The sequence below is a fragment of the Enterococcus sp. DIV2453a genome (genome assembly GCF_050533535.1).
Taxonomy (GTDB): Bacteria; Bacillota; Bacilli; order Lactobacillales; family Enterococcaceae; genus Enterococcus; species Enterococcus faecalis.
Map to the genome: position 1 here is coordinate 2,579,945 of NZ_CP172899.1, position 17,660 is coordinate 2,597,604.

The 17,660-nt window shown below is 38.7% G+C and carries 17 protein-coding genes; 1 reads left to right on the top strand and 16 read right to left on the bottom strand.

The window, feature by feature from the left end:
* Positions 1-15 precede the first annotated feature (15 nt).
* From recG to IGK03_RS12530, 8 genes are all read right to left on the bottom strand, one after another.
* Positions 16-2,052 carry an ATP-dependent DNA helicase RecG gene (gene recG / locus IGK03_RS12495; RefSeq protein WP_002370092.1) on the bottom strand — a complete coding sequence of 679 codons (2,037 nt, stop codon included), beginning with the start codon at positions 2,050-2,052 and terminating at the stop codon, positions 16-18.
* 115 nt (positions 2,053-2,167) lie between these two features.
* A complete protein-coding gene (locus tag IGK03_RS12500) occupies positions 2,168-3,844 on the bottom strand; it encodes a DAK2 domain-containing protein (RefSeq protein ID WP_002354936.1) in 1,677 nt (558 codons plus the stop codon).
* Between the two features lie 82 nt (positions 3,845-3,926).
* Positions 3,927-4,289 carry an Asp23/Gls24 family envelope stress response protein gene (locus IGK03_RS12505; protein ID WP_002354933.1) on the bottom strand — a complete coding sequence of 121 codons (363 nt, stop codon included), beginning with the start codon at positions 4,287-4,289 and terminating at the stop codon, positions 3,927-3,929.
* 211 nt (positions 4,290-4,500) lie between these two features.
* Positions 4,501-4,707, bottom strand: coding sequence for a LytR/AlgR family response regulator transcription factor (locus IGK03_RS12510; RefSeq protein ID WP_309543735.1), 207 nt, complete (start codon positions 4,705-4,707; stop codon positions 4,501-4,503).
* 22 nt (positions 4,708-4,729) lie between these two features.
* Positions 4,730-5,221, bottom strand: coding sequence for a response regulator (locus IGK03_RS12515; RefSeq protein WP_010829476.1), 492 nt, complete (start codon positions 5,219-5,221; stop codon positions 4,730-4,732).
* Between the two features lies 1 nt (position 5,222).
* A complete protein-coding gene (locus tag IGK03_RS12520; RefSeq protein WP_202334921.1) occupies positions 5,223-6,551 on the bottom strand; it encodes a sensor histidine kinase in 1,329 nt (442 codons plus the stop codon).
* A 228-nt stretch (positions 6,552-6,779) separates the two neighbouring features.
* Positions 6,780-8,021, bottom strand: a complete 1,242-nt coding sequence (locus IGK03_RS12525) for an ABC transporter permease (RefSeq protein ID WP_202334922.1) — start codon at positions 8,019-8,021, stop codon at positions 6,780-6,782.
* Positions 8,014-8,904 carry an ABC transporter ATP-binding protein gene (locus IGK03_RS12530; protein WP_010816830.1) on the bottom strand — a complete coding sequence of 297 codons (891 nt, stop codon included), beginning with the start codon at positions 8,902-8,904 and terminating at the stop codon, positions 8,014-8,016. Before IGK03_RS12530 ends, IGK03_RS12525 begins: the two co-directional genes overlap by 8 nt.
* Before the next feature lie 284 nt (positions 8,905-9,188).
* Here IGK03_RS12530 and rpmB point away from each other — a divergent pair, with 284 nt between their 5' ends.
* Entirely contained in the window at positions 9,189-9,377 is a 189-nt protein-coding gene (gene rpmB, locus IGK03_RS12535; RefSeq protein WP_002354928.1) for a 50S ribosomal protein L28, read from the top strand.
* A gap of 102 nt (positions 9,378-9,479) precedes the next feature.
* On the opposite strand, the gene IGK03_RS12540 is transcribed toward rpmB, so the two are convergent.
* The 8 genes from IGK03_RS12540 to def all read right to left on the bottom strand — a co-directional run bounded on the left by IGK03_RS12540 (position 9,480) and on the right by def (position 17,658).
* The gene (locus IGK03_RS12540; protein WP_202334923.1) at positions 9,480-10,124 is read right to left on the bottom strand and encodes a thiamine diphosphokinase; all 645 of its coding nucleotides are present in this window, start codon (positions 10,122-10,124) and stop codon (positions 9,480-9,482) included.
* Positions 10,121-10,774, bottom strand: coding sequence for a ribulose-phosphate 3-epimerase (gene rpe, locus IGK03_RS12545; protein ID WP_002354925.1), 654 nt, complete (start codon positions 10,772-10,774; stop codon positions 10,121-10,123). Before rpe ends, IGK03_RS12540 begins: the two co-directional genes overlap by 4 nt.
* Before the next feature lie 23 nt (positions 10,775-10,797).
* Positions 10,798-11,691, bottom strand: a complete 894-nt coding sequence (gene rsgA / locus IGK03_RS12550) for a ribosome small subunit-dependent GTPase A (protein WP_002359046.1) — start codon at positions 11,689-11,691, stop codon at positions 10,798-10,800.
* Between the two features lie 249 nt (positions 11,692-11,940).
* Positions 11,941-14,097 (bottom strand): serine/threonine protein kinase IreK, encoded by a 2,157-nt coding sequence (ireK, locus tag IGK03_RS12555; RefSeq protein WP_010824012.1) that lies wholly within the window; start codon positions 14,095-14,097, stop codon positions 11,941-11,943.
* Positions 14,094-14,843: a Stp1/IreP family PP2C-type Ser/Thr phosphatase gene (locus IGK03_RS12560; protein WP_002354922.1), complete on the bottom strand. Its 750-nt coding sequence runs from the start codon at positions 14,841-14,843 to the stop codon at positions 14,094-14,096. The genes ireK and IGK03_RS12560 overlap by 4 nt, the downstream gene beginning before the upstream one ends.
* 1 nt (position 14,844) lies before the next feature.
* Entirely contained in the window at positions 14,845-16,224 is a 1,380-nt protein-coding gene (gene rsmB / locus IGK03_RS12565) for a 16S rRNA (cytosine(967)-C(5))-methyltransferase RsmB (protein ID WP_010707003.1), read from the bottom strand.
* Between the two features lie 5 nt (positions 16,225-16,229).
* Positions 16,230-17,171 carry a methionyl-tRNA formyltransferase gene (fmt, locus tag IGK03_RS12570; RefSeq protein ID WP_002383238.1) on the bottom strand — a complete coding sequence of 314 codons (942 nt, stop codon included), beginning with the start codon at positions 17,169-17,171 and terminating at the stop codon, positions 16,230-16,232.
* A complete protein-coding gene (gene def / locus IGK03_RS12575; RefSeq protein WP_002371656.1) occupies positions 17,164-17,658 on the bottom strand; it encodes a peptide deformylase in 495 nt (164 codons plus the stop codon). The genes fmt and def overlap by 8 nt, the downstream gene beginning before the upstream one ends.
* Positions 17,659-17,660 lie beyond the last annotated feature (2 nt).

Consider the following 17,660-nt stretch of genomic DNA (forward strand, 5'->3'; position numbering starts at 1 on the left):
CAAAAATTACCTCTTCTAATCGAAAAATTGGGCTGCCTCATCTTGGGGTTTCACTCGATTGGCTAAGCCTTGATAAGCAGGATATTGCCACCACTCTTTCACTTTCCATAGGGCACTTGCTTCTTGGCGCGCAACTTCTAAAATGTTAAAGTCCGTCACGATATCTCCTACCGCAAATTGAGGCACCCCTGATTGCCGTGCACCGAACACTTCCCCAGGTCCGCGAAGTTCCAAATCACGCTCACTCAAGACAAAACCATTGGTGGTTTCTGTCATGATTTTCATACGCTCAACGCCCATTTCATTTTTCGGATTGGCCACTAAAATACAATAAGATGCACTGGAGCCACGCCCCACACGTCCCCGTAACTGATGTAATTGTGCTAACCCAAACCGGTCCGCATCCATAATTAACATCACTGTGGCATTTGGTACATTCACGCCAACTTCAATAACGGTGGTAGAAACCAATAATTGCAGCTGATTGTCTTTGAACTCCTGCATAATGTCATCTTTTTCTTGGTTTTTCATTTTACCATGTAGTAATCCCACTTGATATCTTGGGGAATAAAAGCTTTGCATATGTTCAAAAATTTCTGTTGCGTTTTTCACATCTAAGGCTTCTGATTCTTCAATCAAGGGACAAATAATATAGGCTTGATGTCCTCGAGCCAGCTCTTTTTCCATCCATTCTAAAACAGTATCTAACTGCGGCGGCCGAATCCAACGTGTTTCGATTGGAATCCGTCCAGCTGGCATTTCATCAATGATTGATACATCCATTTCGCCATAGGCTGTAATGGCCAGCGTTCGAGGAATCGGAGTGGCCGTCATAAATAGAACATCTGGTTTTAAGCCTTTTTCTCTTAATATTTTTCTCTGATTCACACCAAAACGATGTTGCTCATCGGTGATTACCAAACCTAATTGATGAAAACTGACATCTTGTTGTATCAAAGCATGGGTCCCTACCACAATGTCAATCTCGCCATTGGCCAGTTCTTCGAGAATTAGACGACGTTCTTTCGTTTTGGTGGAACCTGTTAATAAGGCCGTTCGCACTTCTAATGGATCAAACAACTGCTGTAAGCTTTCCATGTGTTGCTGCGCTAAAATTTCAGTCGGAACCATTAACGCCCCTTGAAAGCCAGCGGTCATGGTGGCGTATAGCGCAATCGCAGCCACTACCGTTTTCCCACTCCCCACGTCACCTTGAAGCAATCGTTGCATATGCTTCGGACTTCGCAAGTCTCGACAAATTTCATTGGTCACTTTTTTTTGGGCGCCTGTCAATTCAAACGGCAGTCCTTGGGTGAACGTTTTTAAGCGATCCACGTCATATTGAATAGCTAAACCATTTTTTTCCGCTTTTTCTTGTTTCTTCAATCCTTGCATTTTAAGTTGGAAAAGGAAAAACTCTTCAAAGACTACTCGTCGTTTAGCTTGATGGCTTTCTTCTGGATTACTGGGAAAATGCATCGCCCACATTGCTTCTTTTCTAGGCATCAAGCGGTACTTTTCTAATAAATCATTCGGTAAAATCTCTTCAACCAGTGAACCATACTCTTCAAAAGCAGTGCGGATTAACTGAACCAACGTGCTTTGGCGGACTTTTTTATTCACATGATAAATGGGGGCGAAATCTTCATTGTCTCCTTTAGAAGCTAAGATTTTCATGCCATTTAATGATTTTCTCTTGGCATCCCATTTGCCATAAACAGCAATTTCTTCGGAAAGAACTACTTTGTCTTTTAAAAAAGGTTGATTGAAGAAGGAAACATTAATGACCGCATGTTCTTGCATCATTCGAAACGTTAACCGGCTCTTCTTATAACCGTACCGACTAACGACTGCTTCCGAAACCACTAGCCCTTTTAGCGTAACTTTTTCCTGATCCTGAATCTCACTTAAATCCTTTTCTTGGATATCATCGTAGCGGAAGGGATAATACGTCAATAAGTCTTCAATTGTAGCAATCCCCAGTTCTTGTAAATTTTCAGCACGTTTTGGGCCAACACCGGGCAATACGCTGACTAAATCTGTGATGTCCATAAAATCCCCTCCTCATTAATATACGCAAAAAAATGGATCATTCATTAAATAGGCTGGTTCATTAGCCCTAACTAATGAACCAGCCTATTCGTTTTTATTTTTTCATCACGAAAACCTATTCTGCTGAGAATAAGTATGGATATACAGGTTGTCCACCTTCATGAAGTTCTGTTTCTAGTTCATCGTTTTCAGAAACTAAAATAGCGATTAGCTTTTCAGCTTCTTCAACCGAGCCATCTTCGCCGACAATAATTGTCACGATTTCAGTGTCTTCATCAATCATGCGGTTCAACGTGTCTAATGATGCATTAAAACGATCTGCTTCAGAAACGACGATTTTACCATCAATCATTCCTAAGAAGTCATCTTTTTTAATTTCAACGTCATCAATGGTTGTGTCACGAACAGCTGTGGTTACTTGACCACTCACAACGCTGTCTAACATTTCCGTCATACTTGCTTTGTTTTCTTCTAATGATTGTTGATCATTGAAAGCTAACATTGCTGTCATTCCTTGAGAAATGGTTTTAGATGGAACAACCGCTACTGGTACATCGGCAACTTCTGCTGCTTGATCAGCCGCCATAAAGATGTTTTTGTTGTTTGGTAAAATAATGACTTGCTCTGCATTCACTTCTTTGACTGCTTTTAAAATATCTTCCGTACTTGGGTTCATTGTTTGGCCACCACTAATAATGTAGCTTGCACCTAAACTTCGGAATAATTCTTGAACGCCTTCACCGGCTGCAATAGCAATCACAGCAAACGGTACGCGAACTTTTTCAGTCAACGCTTCTTGCTGAGCATCGCGTTCAACTAACGTTTCATGTTGTAAACGCATATTGTCTACTTTTATTTTTACTAACGAACCAAATTTTTGGCCGTAGTTCATCACTTCACCTGGATGCTCAGTGTGTACGTGAACTTTGATAATTTCGTCATCGTTAACGACTAATAGAGAATCGCCTAGTTCATTTAAGTAGTTTCTGAATGTTTCATAATCAAAAGCGCTGTCCACGGTTGGGCCTTCGCCGATACGAACCATAATTTCTGTACAATAGCCAAATTTAATGTCTTCTGTCGCAACGTGGCCACTAACACCACGGTGATGTTCAGCATTAACCATTTCGTCCATTTCGGCAGGACTTGGTTCATACGTTTCAGTTGGTAAAAATTCACCACTAAGCGCTTCTAAAAATCCTTCATAGATAAATAGTAGTCCTTGACCCCCACTATCTACAACGCCGACTTCTTTTAGGACAGGTAATAAATCAGGTGTTTTCGCTAAGGCACGTTTAGCACCTGCTACAACAGCTGTCATAACTTCGATACAGTCATCTGTTTCTTTCGCTTTACGTTCACCAGAACGCGCCGCTTCACGAGAAACAGTTAAGATTGTTCCTTCAACGGGTTTCATCACTGCTTTATACGCTGTTTCTACACCATGTGTAAATGCAGCGGCCAAGTCTTTGGCGTTTAATGTTGTAACCTCAGGAATTTGTTTTGAGAAGCCACGGAATAATTGAGATAAAATAACCCCAGAGTTTCCACGAGCACCCATTAATAACCCTTTGGATAACGCACCTGCTAATTCTCCTACTTTTTCAGAGCGAGAATCGGCCACAGCCTTTGCACCACTGGTCATTGATAAGTTCATATTTGTTCCTGTATCACCATCGGGTACAGGGAAAACGTTTAATGAGTTGACATATTCTGCATTTGTGTGCAGACGAGTCGCACCTGCCTGGACCATTTCCTGGAACTGACCTGCGCTGATTTCTGTTACATTCACCTAAAAAATCCTCCTTCAGATTTACCGCTAACGGCAACACACGACTTCCTTGTGCAATTGCATCGTTGACAGTACACTACCTCTAATCCGGTAATACACGAACTCCTTGAACAAAAACGTTAACTGAATTCGCAGTGACACCTAATAATGTTTCAAGATTATATTTTACTTTTTCTTGGACGTTACGAGAAACTTCAGAAATTTTTGTACCATAACTAACAATCGTGTAGACATCCACTGCGATTCCGTTGTCTTCTTGACGAACAACGACACCACGTGAGTAATTCTCACGACGTAAAATATCGTTTAAGTTATCTTTAATTTGATTTTTGCTTGCCATTCCGACAATTCCGTAAATATCTGTCGCAGCTCCGCCAACTACTGTAGCGATCACATCATTGGTAATCTCAATGGTACCTGCGGGTGTTTGAATTTTTACAGCCATTGATGAAAGCCTCCTTATAAGAGCACATTCGCCCTATTTTCTTCCATAACATTTTATCATATCCAGCCTTTAATTAAAAGGAAGTTCGTCAGATATTCTAGACCCTTCCTCATAATTACCAACATTTGTACAATTTACAACGTTTGTCGTGCATTGTCAATGCAGAAAAAGACAAGATTCGACTTGGTACATTGAATCTTGTCTGCTGATTTTAGAGGTTTTTCATGGCTCTCACTGAGACTAAACATCTTTCTCCATTACTCATTTCGACAATCCGTTCGCTTTTTATAACTTTACTTATATGCTTGCGGTTGATTAAATATGATTTGTGACAACGATAAAAGTCATTAGATTGTTCTTCAATCTCCTTTAAGGAACCATAAAATTCAATTTCTCCGTTTTCAAGATGTAAAACAATTTTATGCGATACGGAAGAAGATTCAAAAAAAAATGATTGTTGTCATATCTACAGACCGAATGGTATCGCCGTCCTTAAATTTAAATAATTTTTTTGTATCTCCACGTTCACTAGTTATACGTTCATGAGCCAATTGAATATTTTCACAGATTTTCTGCTGTAGATGTTCTTTATTGTCTTTAATGATATAATCCAGCGCTTCCACTTTATACGTAAACGTCAGATAGGACAGTTCCCCATGTGTTGTGACAAAAACGATTTTACCTAAATTATCGTAGTCTCTGATTTTAGCTGCTAAGGTTAATCCTGACATTTCATGTTGTAAATCAACATCTAGAAAATATAACCCAATTATTCTAGACTGACTTTTGACAAATTCAAGTACTTCTAACGGATTTCCTGTTGAAAAAACCAGTTCCATATCAAGACTTTCCATCATTATGTAATTTTTAACATAGGTTTCCAACATTTGTCGTTGTCGCCAATCATCTTCGCAAATAATAATAGAAATCACCTTATTCGCACCTCCTATTGTTTTCAATCGTCAATTTTTGAGTAAACCATCCATCACTGATGGAGGTAGCTAGTTGAACATTATTTAGGGATTGAAGCAATTCTTGAACATTACTCAATCCCATTCCTCTATCAGTGCCTTTTAATGAAAAACCGCGTTGCTTAAGTAGATGGAATTTTGGTAAATTTTTCCTACATGAATTTTGGATAATAATATGTACAGCAGAGGCATCTTTATATACAGCGATTACAAGCTTACCCTCACCTAAAAATTCGATTTCTTCTATAGAGTTATCTAAAAAAATACCTAGTATTCTAACCAAAGAAATTGAATCAATGGCTAATTCTTCAATTGGTTCAGTCACTTCTAACTGTACATCCATTCCTTTTTCTTGCGTTGAAATCAACTTAGACACAAGGAGACTTTTAACTTCTCTTACTCGAATGTTTCCAATCGCTTCTAACTTGAACCCATTTTGGTCAATGCATTTTGATGCTTTCTTTATTTTACTGAAATAATAGTCATTAAGACTCTCGTAATCTCCACTTACAATAAAATCTTCTAATGAATTTAGGATATTTTTATAATCATGCCGAAACTTCCGAATCTCCTTGAATTGTTTCTCCATTGCCTCCATATATCTCTGATTTTCTAAATATTCTGTTTCCTTCTGTTGAATATCATATTTATTTTTGAGCGAACTAAGATACACAATAAAAGAAATTAATGAAACGACTAAATAGAGCGTGAGAAAGATTGAATTTACTACAATTATTTCCTTGTTATTCCCCAAATATTTTCCTAAAATCAGGCTGGTATAGTAGATAATCATTGTGCCGATTCCTATCAAATTAAAAAGCAGAAGACATTCATTGATAATAGAAAACTTTTTTTCTAGTTTTTTTATCCCCTTTATCATTAATATCGTCAGAATTACTGATAGCGCTAGCCGAAATGTACTATGTAAAAACATAGTTAAATTACTTGAAAAAATTAGTTCTGTGCCAAATATTTTTTCCTTTACAAAGGATACAAACTGACCACTTATAGCTGAAATAATGACGATATAAGAATTTATACCCAAAACTTTAATAAGGCTTTTAGAGATAAAAAAATAACCTAAAATTATTATACTCAAATAAATCCAAGCAAATCCGTACATTCCTATAGCAGAAATTATTTTGCCATTCAAAATTGCAATAACCATCAAGCCAAAAATACTATGTAAAGTAATTTTTTTATTAAGCTTTACTACTTTTGACTTTAGATAATTAAAGAACACTTGAAACACTGCCGTGATATTACTTAGAATAAAAATAAACCTCACCAAATTAAAACCTCCTTATATTTCAGTTAATAAAAAAAGTATATACTCTAATAAAAGACAATTCAAGCTTTCTTTATAAGTGAAACTGAGAAAAAGTAGATTTCGGTGCCCGACTATTACGCTATAAACAAAAATTGTACACTCGCTATACTGAGTGTACAATTTCAATTACTTTTTTATTTATCAAAATAAATGTTTTATACATGAGAGTTGCGACAAGATTTTTTATACTCATCTAACATAATATTTCCCAGATTTAAACGCTTTTTTGAAAACATTTGTAAGTTTATCTCCACTATAAATAAACACGCCCCCTTGATAAACACTCTTCCCTAGAAACGCTAAAATCGCAGTAAAAACCAGATTAATTCCCATCGCTACAGCAAAAGCATTTAACGATGCATCCCCCAGCATATAACGTGCGTACATGACTATCGGTGATAGATACGGTATATAAGATGAAATGATAGTCGCTTGGTTACTTCCTAATCCAGTTGCAAGAATCATTACCATAAACATCGCAATAAATAAAGGAATAATCAAAATATACATCAACTGTTGAACTTCCTGAACAGAGGAAACAACAGAACCTAAAATAGCAGCCGTAACAGAATATAGCAAATAACCTAAAACGAAACATATGACAGCTAAGATGATTGCTTGACTATTTTTGCCTTCACTCAAAAAGTCAAATACTCCTGTACTATCTCCAAAAATTCCATAAGATGCATACGCAGCCCCAAAAATTGCTGCTGCTTGCGTTACCCCAACTAGCCCAATGCCAACAATTTTACCAATTAAATGCTGAACTGGTGTAATTGTTGTGAGTAAAATTTCCATAACTCTTGAACTCTTTTCCACCGCAATGTCTTGGGCAACCATTGTAGAAAAGAGCATAACTGCAATGTAGAGAATAAAACCAACAATATAAACTAGTATTAATGTTTGAACCGAATTATCTTGATTTCCAGCTAAAGATTCTAAGGATAAACGTGTGCTTTCATTCAAAAACTGTTGTTGCGCCGCATCAATATTTAATTGATTTAATTTAATCGATTGATTTACAGTGGTTACAAGACTTTGTAATTGTTCAGACACATTATATTGGAGAGCTCCTTCGTAATAAATTTTTCCTTCGTATAGACCAGTGCTACTCTTTTCAATTTTTAAAATGGTTTTACTCGCTCTATCTTTCAGCTCTTTCTCAGCATCTGATAACTTTTGACCGCCGTCAACAAAGTTCAGACTGGTACCTTTACCAACTTCTTTCAGCATAGTAACAGTTTCTTGATTATTTGAAACAACAAGGATGGTTTCTTTACTTGGTTCCTCTTTTTTTAGAATCCCTTCATAATTCATTCCCAAAAATGTCCCTACCATCAAAACCAACAGTATAATAACAAACACTTTTGACACGACTTTTTGTTTGTATGTTTCTAAAGCAATCGTCACTATATTTTTCACTTTACTCACCCACTCTTTCTAGAAAAATATCATTTAACGAGATTGGCTCAATTCTGAATTGCTGAATATTTTCTGATTGAAAAATAAATTTTTGAATTTTCTTCGCAGTACATTCATCTTTTACATAAAAAGAAATAACATCATTTTCTTCTTTATACGATTCTATTTCAAAATCTCGCTTTAATATTTCTCTGTCAAAATCAGCCTGAACAATCACTTTTCTTTTATCCGTTTCATCTTTGATTTCTTTTAAATTTCCTTCTAAAAGAACCTCACCCTTTTTTATCATACAAATGTTTTCACAGATTTCTTCTACGTTTGCCATTTGATGAGAGCTGAAAATTATCGTAGCACTATTTTCCTTCAAAAAAAGAATTGCTTCTTTTAGTTGATTCGCATTAATCGGGTCTAATCCAGAGAATGGCTCATCCAAAATGACAAGCTTGGGTCCATGAATGATCGACGCAATAAATTGAATCTTTTGTTGATTTCCTTTTGACAATTCACTAATTTTTCGATCTACGTTCTGTTGTATCATAAAAAAATCTAGCCAAAAGAGGATACTTTTTTCAATTTCTTTCTTTTTCATTTTACGGAGCTTCCCAAAGAAAGTTAATTGTTGTCTCACCGTTCTTTTCGGATATAGGCCACGCTCTTCTGGAAGATAACCGACCTCTTTAGCATCAAAGCGATCAACTTTACGTCCCTGCCATGTTATTTCCCCTTCATCAGGAGAGTAGATGCCTAAAATATGGCGGAAAATAGTAGTTTTACCTGCACCGTTTGCGCCTAAGAAGCCATAAATTTCGCCTTCTGGAATAGTCAAATTGATTCCTTTAATAATTTCCTGCTCATTCATTTTCTTTTTCAACTTTTTAATTTCTAAGCTCATATTTTCCTCCTTTTTCATTTATCTAAGTACTTTAATTATATTAATCAAACACGGACCACTACATTTTTTTCTTGAACTCTTAAATTTTCATCTTTATCGTCTTACGTTTGTGCATGGATTTCTTAAGTATTTAAAATCAGACAATGAAAAACTATCACCTGACAAGCTACTTTTGTTGTTAGTCACTAAAAATCTTCTTGCAAATCAGTGCCTAATATGATAAATTAAGTTAGTATGAGCTGAATATTATCGCTCCAAGATCAAGGCAAAGGAGGAAACTTAAAATGGCAAAAGTATGTTACTTCACTGGTCGTAAGACTTCAAGTGGTAATAACCGTTCACATGCGATGAACTCAACAAAACGCACTGTGAAACCTAACTTACAAAAAGTTCGCGTATTAATCGATGGTAAACCTAAAAAAGTTTGGGTGTCAACTCGTGCTTTGAAATCTGGTAAAATCGAACGTGTTTAATAAACTTAAATAAGCAAAGCTGGACGTTCGTTGTTCGGCTTTTTTTATTGCATAAAAAAAGAGGTTGGACCTTCATCACTTTGCTGAAGGTCCAACCTCTTTTTACTTATCTTTACTTTGAATAACCGCAATCATCCCTGCATCGAAGGAAAAAGCAGCGGCTTCTTCGATAAATTCATTACTTGCATACGATGTTGGGTAAGGAACATCTTGATTGGTTAATAAATATTTACTGCGTCGTAGCGTCAAGTTTTCTACAGGCGTCAAACAGCAGTAGGCCAGATATTCTTTATCTGGCTCTTTTGGTACGATATACGAACCAGGGGCGTAATACTGGATGCTATTTTGACGATCGCATAGACGGATTTGGCGAAGTACGCCTTGAAATCGTGGTTCAAAGGGTAACCAAAGATTGGCTAACAGGTGGTCAATTCTGCCCCCTGTCGCACCGATAATCGTCATCTCTGCTTGTGGAAATCGTTGTAAAGCTTCTTGAAGCGCTAATTGTGTATCTGTATCATCTTTTTCAGCAGGTGCTTGGATGAGTGTTTCGGCAGTTTCTTGGACAAAATGGTATTCTTCTCGTGATAATGAATCAAAATCGCCCACTGCTAATTGTAACGGTAAATCGGCCTCTAATAAATGGAGACAGCCGCGATCAATACCTACGAAATAATCATACGTAGATGGTTCAATGGTTGGCCAATCACTTGGCTCACCGCCAGCTACCAGTAAGACACGACTCATTTGTCTAGCACTGCTCTCAGTGCATCGATTCGTTCTTGAGGATTTTCAGCATTATAAATGTAGGAGCCTGCAACAAACACTTCCGCACCAGCTTCTTTGCAGCGTGCGGCAGTTTCAGGAACAATCCCGCCATCGACTTCAATTTCATAGGTGTATCCTTTTGTTTCTTTCCATTCTTTTAATTGAGCAATTTTTTCTAGTGAGTTTTCAATAAATGATTGTCCGCCAAAGCCTGGATTGACAGTCATTACCAAGACTTGGTCTGCTAAGTCTAATACATTTTCAATCATCGAAAGTGGTGTCCCAGGATTGATGGTTACGCCAGCTTTCACACCCGCATTTTTAATCATTTGTAAGGCACGATGAATATGGGGTGTTGCTTCTTGATGGACAGTAATAATATCCGCACCAGCTTCCGCAAAAGCATTGATATAATTTTCAGGTTGTACAATCATCAAATGAACATCCAATGGTAGTTTTGTCACTGGACGAATCGCTGAAACGATATTCGGTCCTAAGGTAATGTTGGGCACAAATTGACCGTCCATGACATCAACATGAATATAATCTGCTCCTAATTCTTCTACTAAACGGATATCTCTTTCTAAATTGGCAAAATCGGCACTTAAAATGGATGGTGCTAGTTTCATTTGGCTCGCTCCCTTTATATTTGCTATGATTTTTTCTTATAAACAGGTCGTCGATTCTCGATTTCCATTAAAAACTGTAAATAATTTTCGTAACGACTCGTCGCAATGGTTCCCGCTTCCACTTGGCGTTTCACTTCACAGCCAGGTTCTTTGTGGTGCATACATTCACGAAACTTACAGTGAGAGGCTGCGGCAACAAATTCAGGAAATTGCTTTGGTAATTCCACTGCTTCCATCTCCAAGAAATCGATGGCACTAAATCCTGGTGTATCAGCAACCAAACCGTCGTATAACGGAATCAACTCCACGTGACGGGTCGTATGTTTGCCCCGTCCTAAAGATTGGGAAATTTCCGCAGTTGCTAGTTGTAATTCTGGTGAAATTTGATTCAACAATGTTGATTTTCCAGCGCCTGATTGTCCCATAAAAACAGTCAACCGTTCTGGGAAAAAGCGTTCTAATTCTTTGGTGGCTTCTACGTCTTCCGAAGCGATTACCGCATAACCTAACGCTTCATAAATCTGTTTAATTTCAGTGACTTCTTGACGTTGCGGCTCATCTAATAGATCAACTTTCGTTAAATAAATAACTGGTTCTATATCCTTATACTCTAAGCTGACTAAGAAACGATCCAACAAATTAAACGAAAAATTTGGCGAAACCATACTCATGACAACCACGCCTAGATCCACATTTGCAACAGGCGGGCGCACTAATTCATTTCGTCTTGGTAAAATTTCCAACACATAACCATCTGTTAAATTATCGCTTTCAAAAAGTACTTCATCTCCCACGAGTGGCGTAATTTTTCGATTACGAAAATTCCCTCGCGCTCTTGTTTGATATGTTTCTCCATCTGCGTATACATAATAAAAACCGCTTAACGCTTTTCTGATTTGACCTTTCAGATAAACCACTCCTAACTACTTTCGAATATACAGGATAGTGGCAGAGAAATCAAGGGAGCCTCTCGATTCTATTAATTAAAAAGAGCCTAGGACATAAGTCGAAATGACTTACCTTCCTAGACTTAAATCTTAAGATAAACGGCGGGACAGGAGCAGCTTCTTCAGAAATAAGCCGAAATTCCTCGAAAGACGAAAAGCATCTTTCGGAAATTTCTTCTTATTTCTTGAAGCTAAACACTCCTGTCCCAACCTCTTGTCTTAATTACTCGTACTACTTTCACTAGTGGTGCTTTTTGAATCATTTGCTTTTGAATAATAAACTGTAACAGCGTCGCCTTTTTTGACTTTGCTGCCAGCGGATGGGCTAGTTCGTTCAACGACTTGGCCATCGCCAGAGCCAGATAATCCTTGTTCATTGATTTTAAGGCCAGCGTTATTGATGCTGTCTTCTGCAGCTTTTGGCGAATAACCTGAAATATCGGGAACAGTTACTGAGTCGCTGCCTTTGCTGACATGTAAAGTAATCGTGTCATTTTTCGGATCAACAGCGGTACCAGAAGCTGGTTCTTGACTAATCACGGTATCTTTTTCAACTTTGTCGCTTTCTTCGTCCACTCGTTTTATTTGAGATTCTGGGATACCTAAAGCAATTAAGCGACTTACCGCATTATCATAAGAAATTCCGCTATAATCAGAAAGTGTCACTTTGTCGCTACCTTTACTTACATATAATGTCACTTGACCATTTTTAGGTACTACGGTGCCCCCTGGTGCGGGGTCTTGCGTAATGACTAAACCTGGTTCTACCGTATCGCTTGCTTGGTCGACACGCGTAATTTGAGATTCAGAAATACCTAATTGTGCCAGTGCATTTACTGCATTTGTGTAAGAATAACCGGCGTAACTAGGCAAAGTAACCGCTTCTGGTCCTTCACTGACCGTTAAAGTGACGTTGTCTTTTTTCGGATCAACTTTTTTACCTGCAGCTGGTTTTTGTTTAATAATGTTATCTGTAGACACAGAATCACTGTATTCTTTTTTCGTTGTAATTTGGTCTTCTGAAAACCCTAGTTTTTTCAAGGCTTCGACAGCAGATTCATACGATTCCTTTGTATAATCGGCCATCTCAATTTTTTCTGTTCCAGAGCTGATATATAAAGTAACAGATCGGCCTTTTTTCACAGATGATTTTGCTTCGGGGTCTGTTTTGACCACCTTGCCTTCTTCAATCTTATCGTCGGGAATTTTTTTGGTTTCACTATCGACTTTCAGCCCGGCACTTTGTAGCGCTTGTGAAGCGGCCGCTTTCGTTTCATTTGTAACATCAGGAACTTCAACGTCTTTACCGCCCGACATTGCAAAGGCTAAGCCACCTATTGCTAAAGCAATTAATGCCGCAATTGCTAAGCCAATCCACAATTTTTTGCGGTTTTTCTTCGGTGGTTGTTCAGCTAAAATGTCATCTGCGATATCTTCTGGAACTTCGACAGGCGTTGTCTCTTCCGGTTCAGCGATGTCTTCGGGAATCGGAGTTAATACTTTCGTTTCTCCTAATAAAGCCGTTGGTTCCCACGCAGGTTCGTTTAAACGACTGGCTGACAAGGACGTGTATAAGTCTTCTGCCATCTCATTCGCTGTTTTGTAGCGATCGCTTGGGTCTTTTGCGGTTGCGTGACGAACCACATTTTCCAATGATTGAGGAATCCCTGGATCAAACATTTTGACAGAAGGAATTTCTTCTTGAAAATGTTTTAAGGCAATCGTTACGGCTGATTCACCATCAAACGGTACATTCCCCGTTAACATTTCATAGAGAATAATTCCCACAGCGTAAATATCTGATTGGTTAGTCGCCATGCTTCCGCGCGCTTGTTCTGGCGATAAGTAATGCACCGAACCTAACATTGTGTTCGTTTGCGTAATTGACGTTTCTGACAAAGCAATCGCAATCCCAAAGTCAGTAATTTTGACTGTGCCGTGTTCGTCAATCAGAATGTTTTGCGGTTTTAAATCCCGGTGAATAATTCTATGTTCATGTGCCATTGCGACAGCAGATAAAATTTGTTGCGTAATGTCCACAACTGTGGAATAAGGGATTGGGAAATGCGTTTGGATGTAACGTTTTAAGTCCATTCCTTTCACATATTCCATGACTAAATATTGTAGTCCATCTTCTTCGCCTACATCGTACACACTGACGATATTCGGGTGAACCAGCTCAGTTGCGGCTAGTGCTTCACGCTGAAAACGTCGGATGGCGGCTTGATCGTTTTGGAAGTCAAAGCGCAAGACTTTTACTGCAACGTCTCGGTCTAAAATTAAATCGTGTGCTAAATAGACGTTGGCCATGCCGCCGCTTCCGATGCTGCCAATAATGTGATATCGACCATTCAGCTTCTTGCCGATTTCTATCATTGGTTTTCCTCCTTCTGTTCGTCAAAGTGTATCACTAACACGGTAATGTTATCTAAACCACCCGCTTCATTTGCTTGGGCAACGAGTTGGCTTAATTTGGATTCTAAGGGATCTGACGTCTCTAAAATTTCTAAAATTTTTGTCTCAGGAACCATATTGGTTAAACCGTCCGAACATAACAGTAAATAGTCATTAGGCAGCCATTCATGATTGGTTACATCGACTTCGACAGTGCCAGGCATTCCCAAAGAACGTGTTAGGACATTTTTTCGTGGATGATTTGCAGCCATCTCACGAGTAATCTCCCCTGATTTTACTAGTTCATTCACTAAAGAATGATCTTCTGTTAATTGTAACATGTGTTGGTCACGAACTAAATAAGCACGACTATCCCCCACATTTGCTAAGACAAATGAATCCGGTAAAAGAATGGCACCAACCACGGTTGTCCCCATTCCTAAATACTCTGGTTTCGATTGTCCGCGTTCATAAATTTTTTCATTTTCCTTTTGAATTGCTTGAATTAACCACTGTGCAGATTTTTCAGCTGAGTCGACAGACGCATTGGACCAACTCTCACCTAAATTATTGACTGCCATTTGGCTAGCGACATCACCTGCTTGGTGACCACCCATGCCATCTGCTAAAACAGCAAAGGTTATGTGTTGTTGGTTCTCAAAAACGTTGGCATAATCTTGGTTCGTATTTCTTTTGCGACCGACATCTGATTGAACGTTGATTTCCAAATTATTTCACCTCATTTGAACTAACTTTCCGCATACAGCAAATAAAGAAGCCATCTGTCATGTATTGATGGGGATACAGAACCAGTTCTTGCTCTTTTACTACTGCTTGGACGTTTTCATTTGCAACAATTTCAATTTTTTCAAATTCAGGGTGTTTGGCTAAAAAGGCTGCCACTACTTCCTGATTTTCTTCTGGCGTAATAGTACAAGTGCTATAGACCATTATACCCCATTGTTTTAGTGTTGGGGCAACACTTTCTAAGATTTCTAACTGAATTTTAGGTAAATTTTGAAAATCATTGGCCGTTTTATGGTATTTAATGTCTGGTTTACGGCGCATTAGCCCTAAGCCTGAACATGGTGCATCAACTAAAATCCGATCAAAGGTTTCTGCGGGAAATTCTTCGGCCACTTGTCGCGCATCAAGCTTTTCTGCTTGGACGACTTCCGCCACATGGAGGCGTTGCGCATTTTCATTAATTAGCTTAATTTTGTGCGCATGAATATCTAAAGAAGTCACACGACCACCTGCTTCAGCCTCTAAAAAAGTTGCGATATGAGTCGTTTTGCCACCAGGAGCCGCACAAGCATCCAAGACACGATGATGCGGTTCAATTTGCATCGCTGGAGCCACGAGCATAGAGCTTTCATCTTGAATGGTTAAACAACCGTTAATAAACAGTTCACTGCCAGCTAAGTAGCCTTTTTCAGCGACAACACCATAAGGGGAAAGTTGACTTTCCTTCGCGGCAATCCCTGTTTCTTGTAATTCTTCCAGCGCTTCTTCTCGTGAAATAAACCGTGTGTTTACTCGGCCACTCGCATGGCTTTTTTCAAATAATGACAAACCCAACTGCCGTGTTTCTTCTTCGCCTAATTGGGCAAGTAATTTTTCTGTTAACCAACGTGGCATGCTAATTTCCGTTGCTAAACGATCAACTGGATCGCTAATTGCGGCCAAACTAGGTGCTCCATTTCGTTGGAACGCCCGCAGCACGCCATTCACGAATTTACCAATCCCAGGATTGCCACGACGTTTGCCAATTTCAACCGCTTCATTAATGACTGCATGATCAGGCACTTTATCTAAATAAAGTAATTGATATAACGATAAAATCAATAAATTTTTCACCCAATTATCGACTTTTTGCGGTTTCTTAACAAATGGTGTTAAGTAGTATTCCAACAATAATTTGCGACTAATTGTGCCGTAGACAAGTTCTGTAAACAAGCGGCCATCTTTCTCGCTTAGTTCTGATTTTGTCATCATTTCATTAAGTAAAAGATTGGAGTACGCCCCACCTTTATCCACACGTTCGATGGTTTCTAAAGCAACGTATCGAACAGAACGTTTTAATTTCTTGGGGATTTTTTCAGCCATTTTTGTTAGTCCACCTTATCTTTTTCTGCGACATTTTGACCAACGCCATTTAAAAATTCTTGAATCGTTAATTGACCTTTACCTGCTGGTTGCAGGCGATCAATTTGAAGAACTGTCCCTTCGCCACAAGCAATCCATAGCGCTTTTTTACTACGTTGGATAATCGTTCCTGGGGCGCTGGTTGTTGTTTCAGTCAGTGGTGTCACTGCCCAAATTTTCCAGTTGGTCCCTTGATAGGTTGTGAACGCTGTTGGCCAAGGACGCATACCACGCACTTGGTTATCAATTGCCTCAGCAGTTTTTTGCCAGTCAATTCGTTCTTGTTCTCGAGTAATATTGGGTGAAAAAGTAGCCTCTTCTTCCACTTGTGGAATAGGCGTAATTTCGCCAGCAATTAGCTTAGGTAACGTCTCTAATAAAAGTTCTTTTCCTAGAATGCTTAATTTTTCAAACATGGTGCCTACATCATCTTGTTTCGTAATCGGAATTGCACGTTGCGATAAAATCGCGCCAGCATCCATTTTTTTCACCATTTCCATAATCGTGACGCCTGTTTCTTTTTCTCCTTCAATAATCGAGTAATGTACAGGTGCGCCGCCACGATATTTTGGTAAAAGTGAGGCATGGACATTAATCGCACCTAGTTTGGGCGCTTTTAAAATTTTCTCTGGTAAAAATTGTCCAAAGGCTGCTGTCACAATTACATCTGGTGCTAAGTCAATCACTTTTTCCATTTCAGGAGAACCTGAAATTTTCTCTGGTTGTAAGACTAATAAGTTATGTTTTAAAGCTGCTTCTTTGACAGGCGTTGGGGTAATCACTTTTTTTCGGCCAACTGGTCGATCTGGTTGCGTGACAACCGCTTGAACGTCATAGCCTGCCTCGATTAAACTTTCTAAAATCGGAACCGAAAAGGCTGGTGTGCCCATAAATACAATTTTAGTCATCAAAATGTTCCTCCATATACGCTTCTAAATCTTCTGGTGCAATTTTCTCAATCATTTTGTCGATAAATAACTCGCCATTCAAATGATCAATTTCGTGTTGAAAAGCTCGAGCTAAATAGCCGTAAGCCGTAACTTCCATTTCTTCACCTTCACGGTCAAAATAACGGACAGTCACTTCATCTGCTCGTTCAACGGTTCCATATGTTTCTGGAATACTTAAACAGCCTTCCACATCAATACTGGTTCCTTTTTTTTCAATAATCACAGGATTAATTAGTTCAAAACGACCAGATTCTTCATCGATTTCAATCACTGCCATTTGCAAATTTTTACCAATTTGCGGGGCTGCTAAGCCAATCCCATCATGGGCCAGCATTGTTTCATACATATCCTCTAGTAACTGCACAATTTCATCGGTAATAATCGTCACAGGTTGAGCCTTCATTTTTAAGTGTTCGTTCGGGTGAATCACAACTGGATAGCGCATAA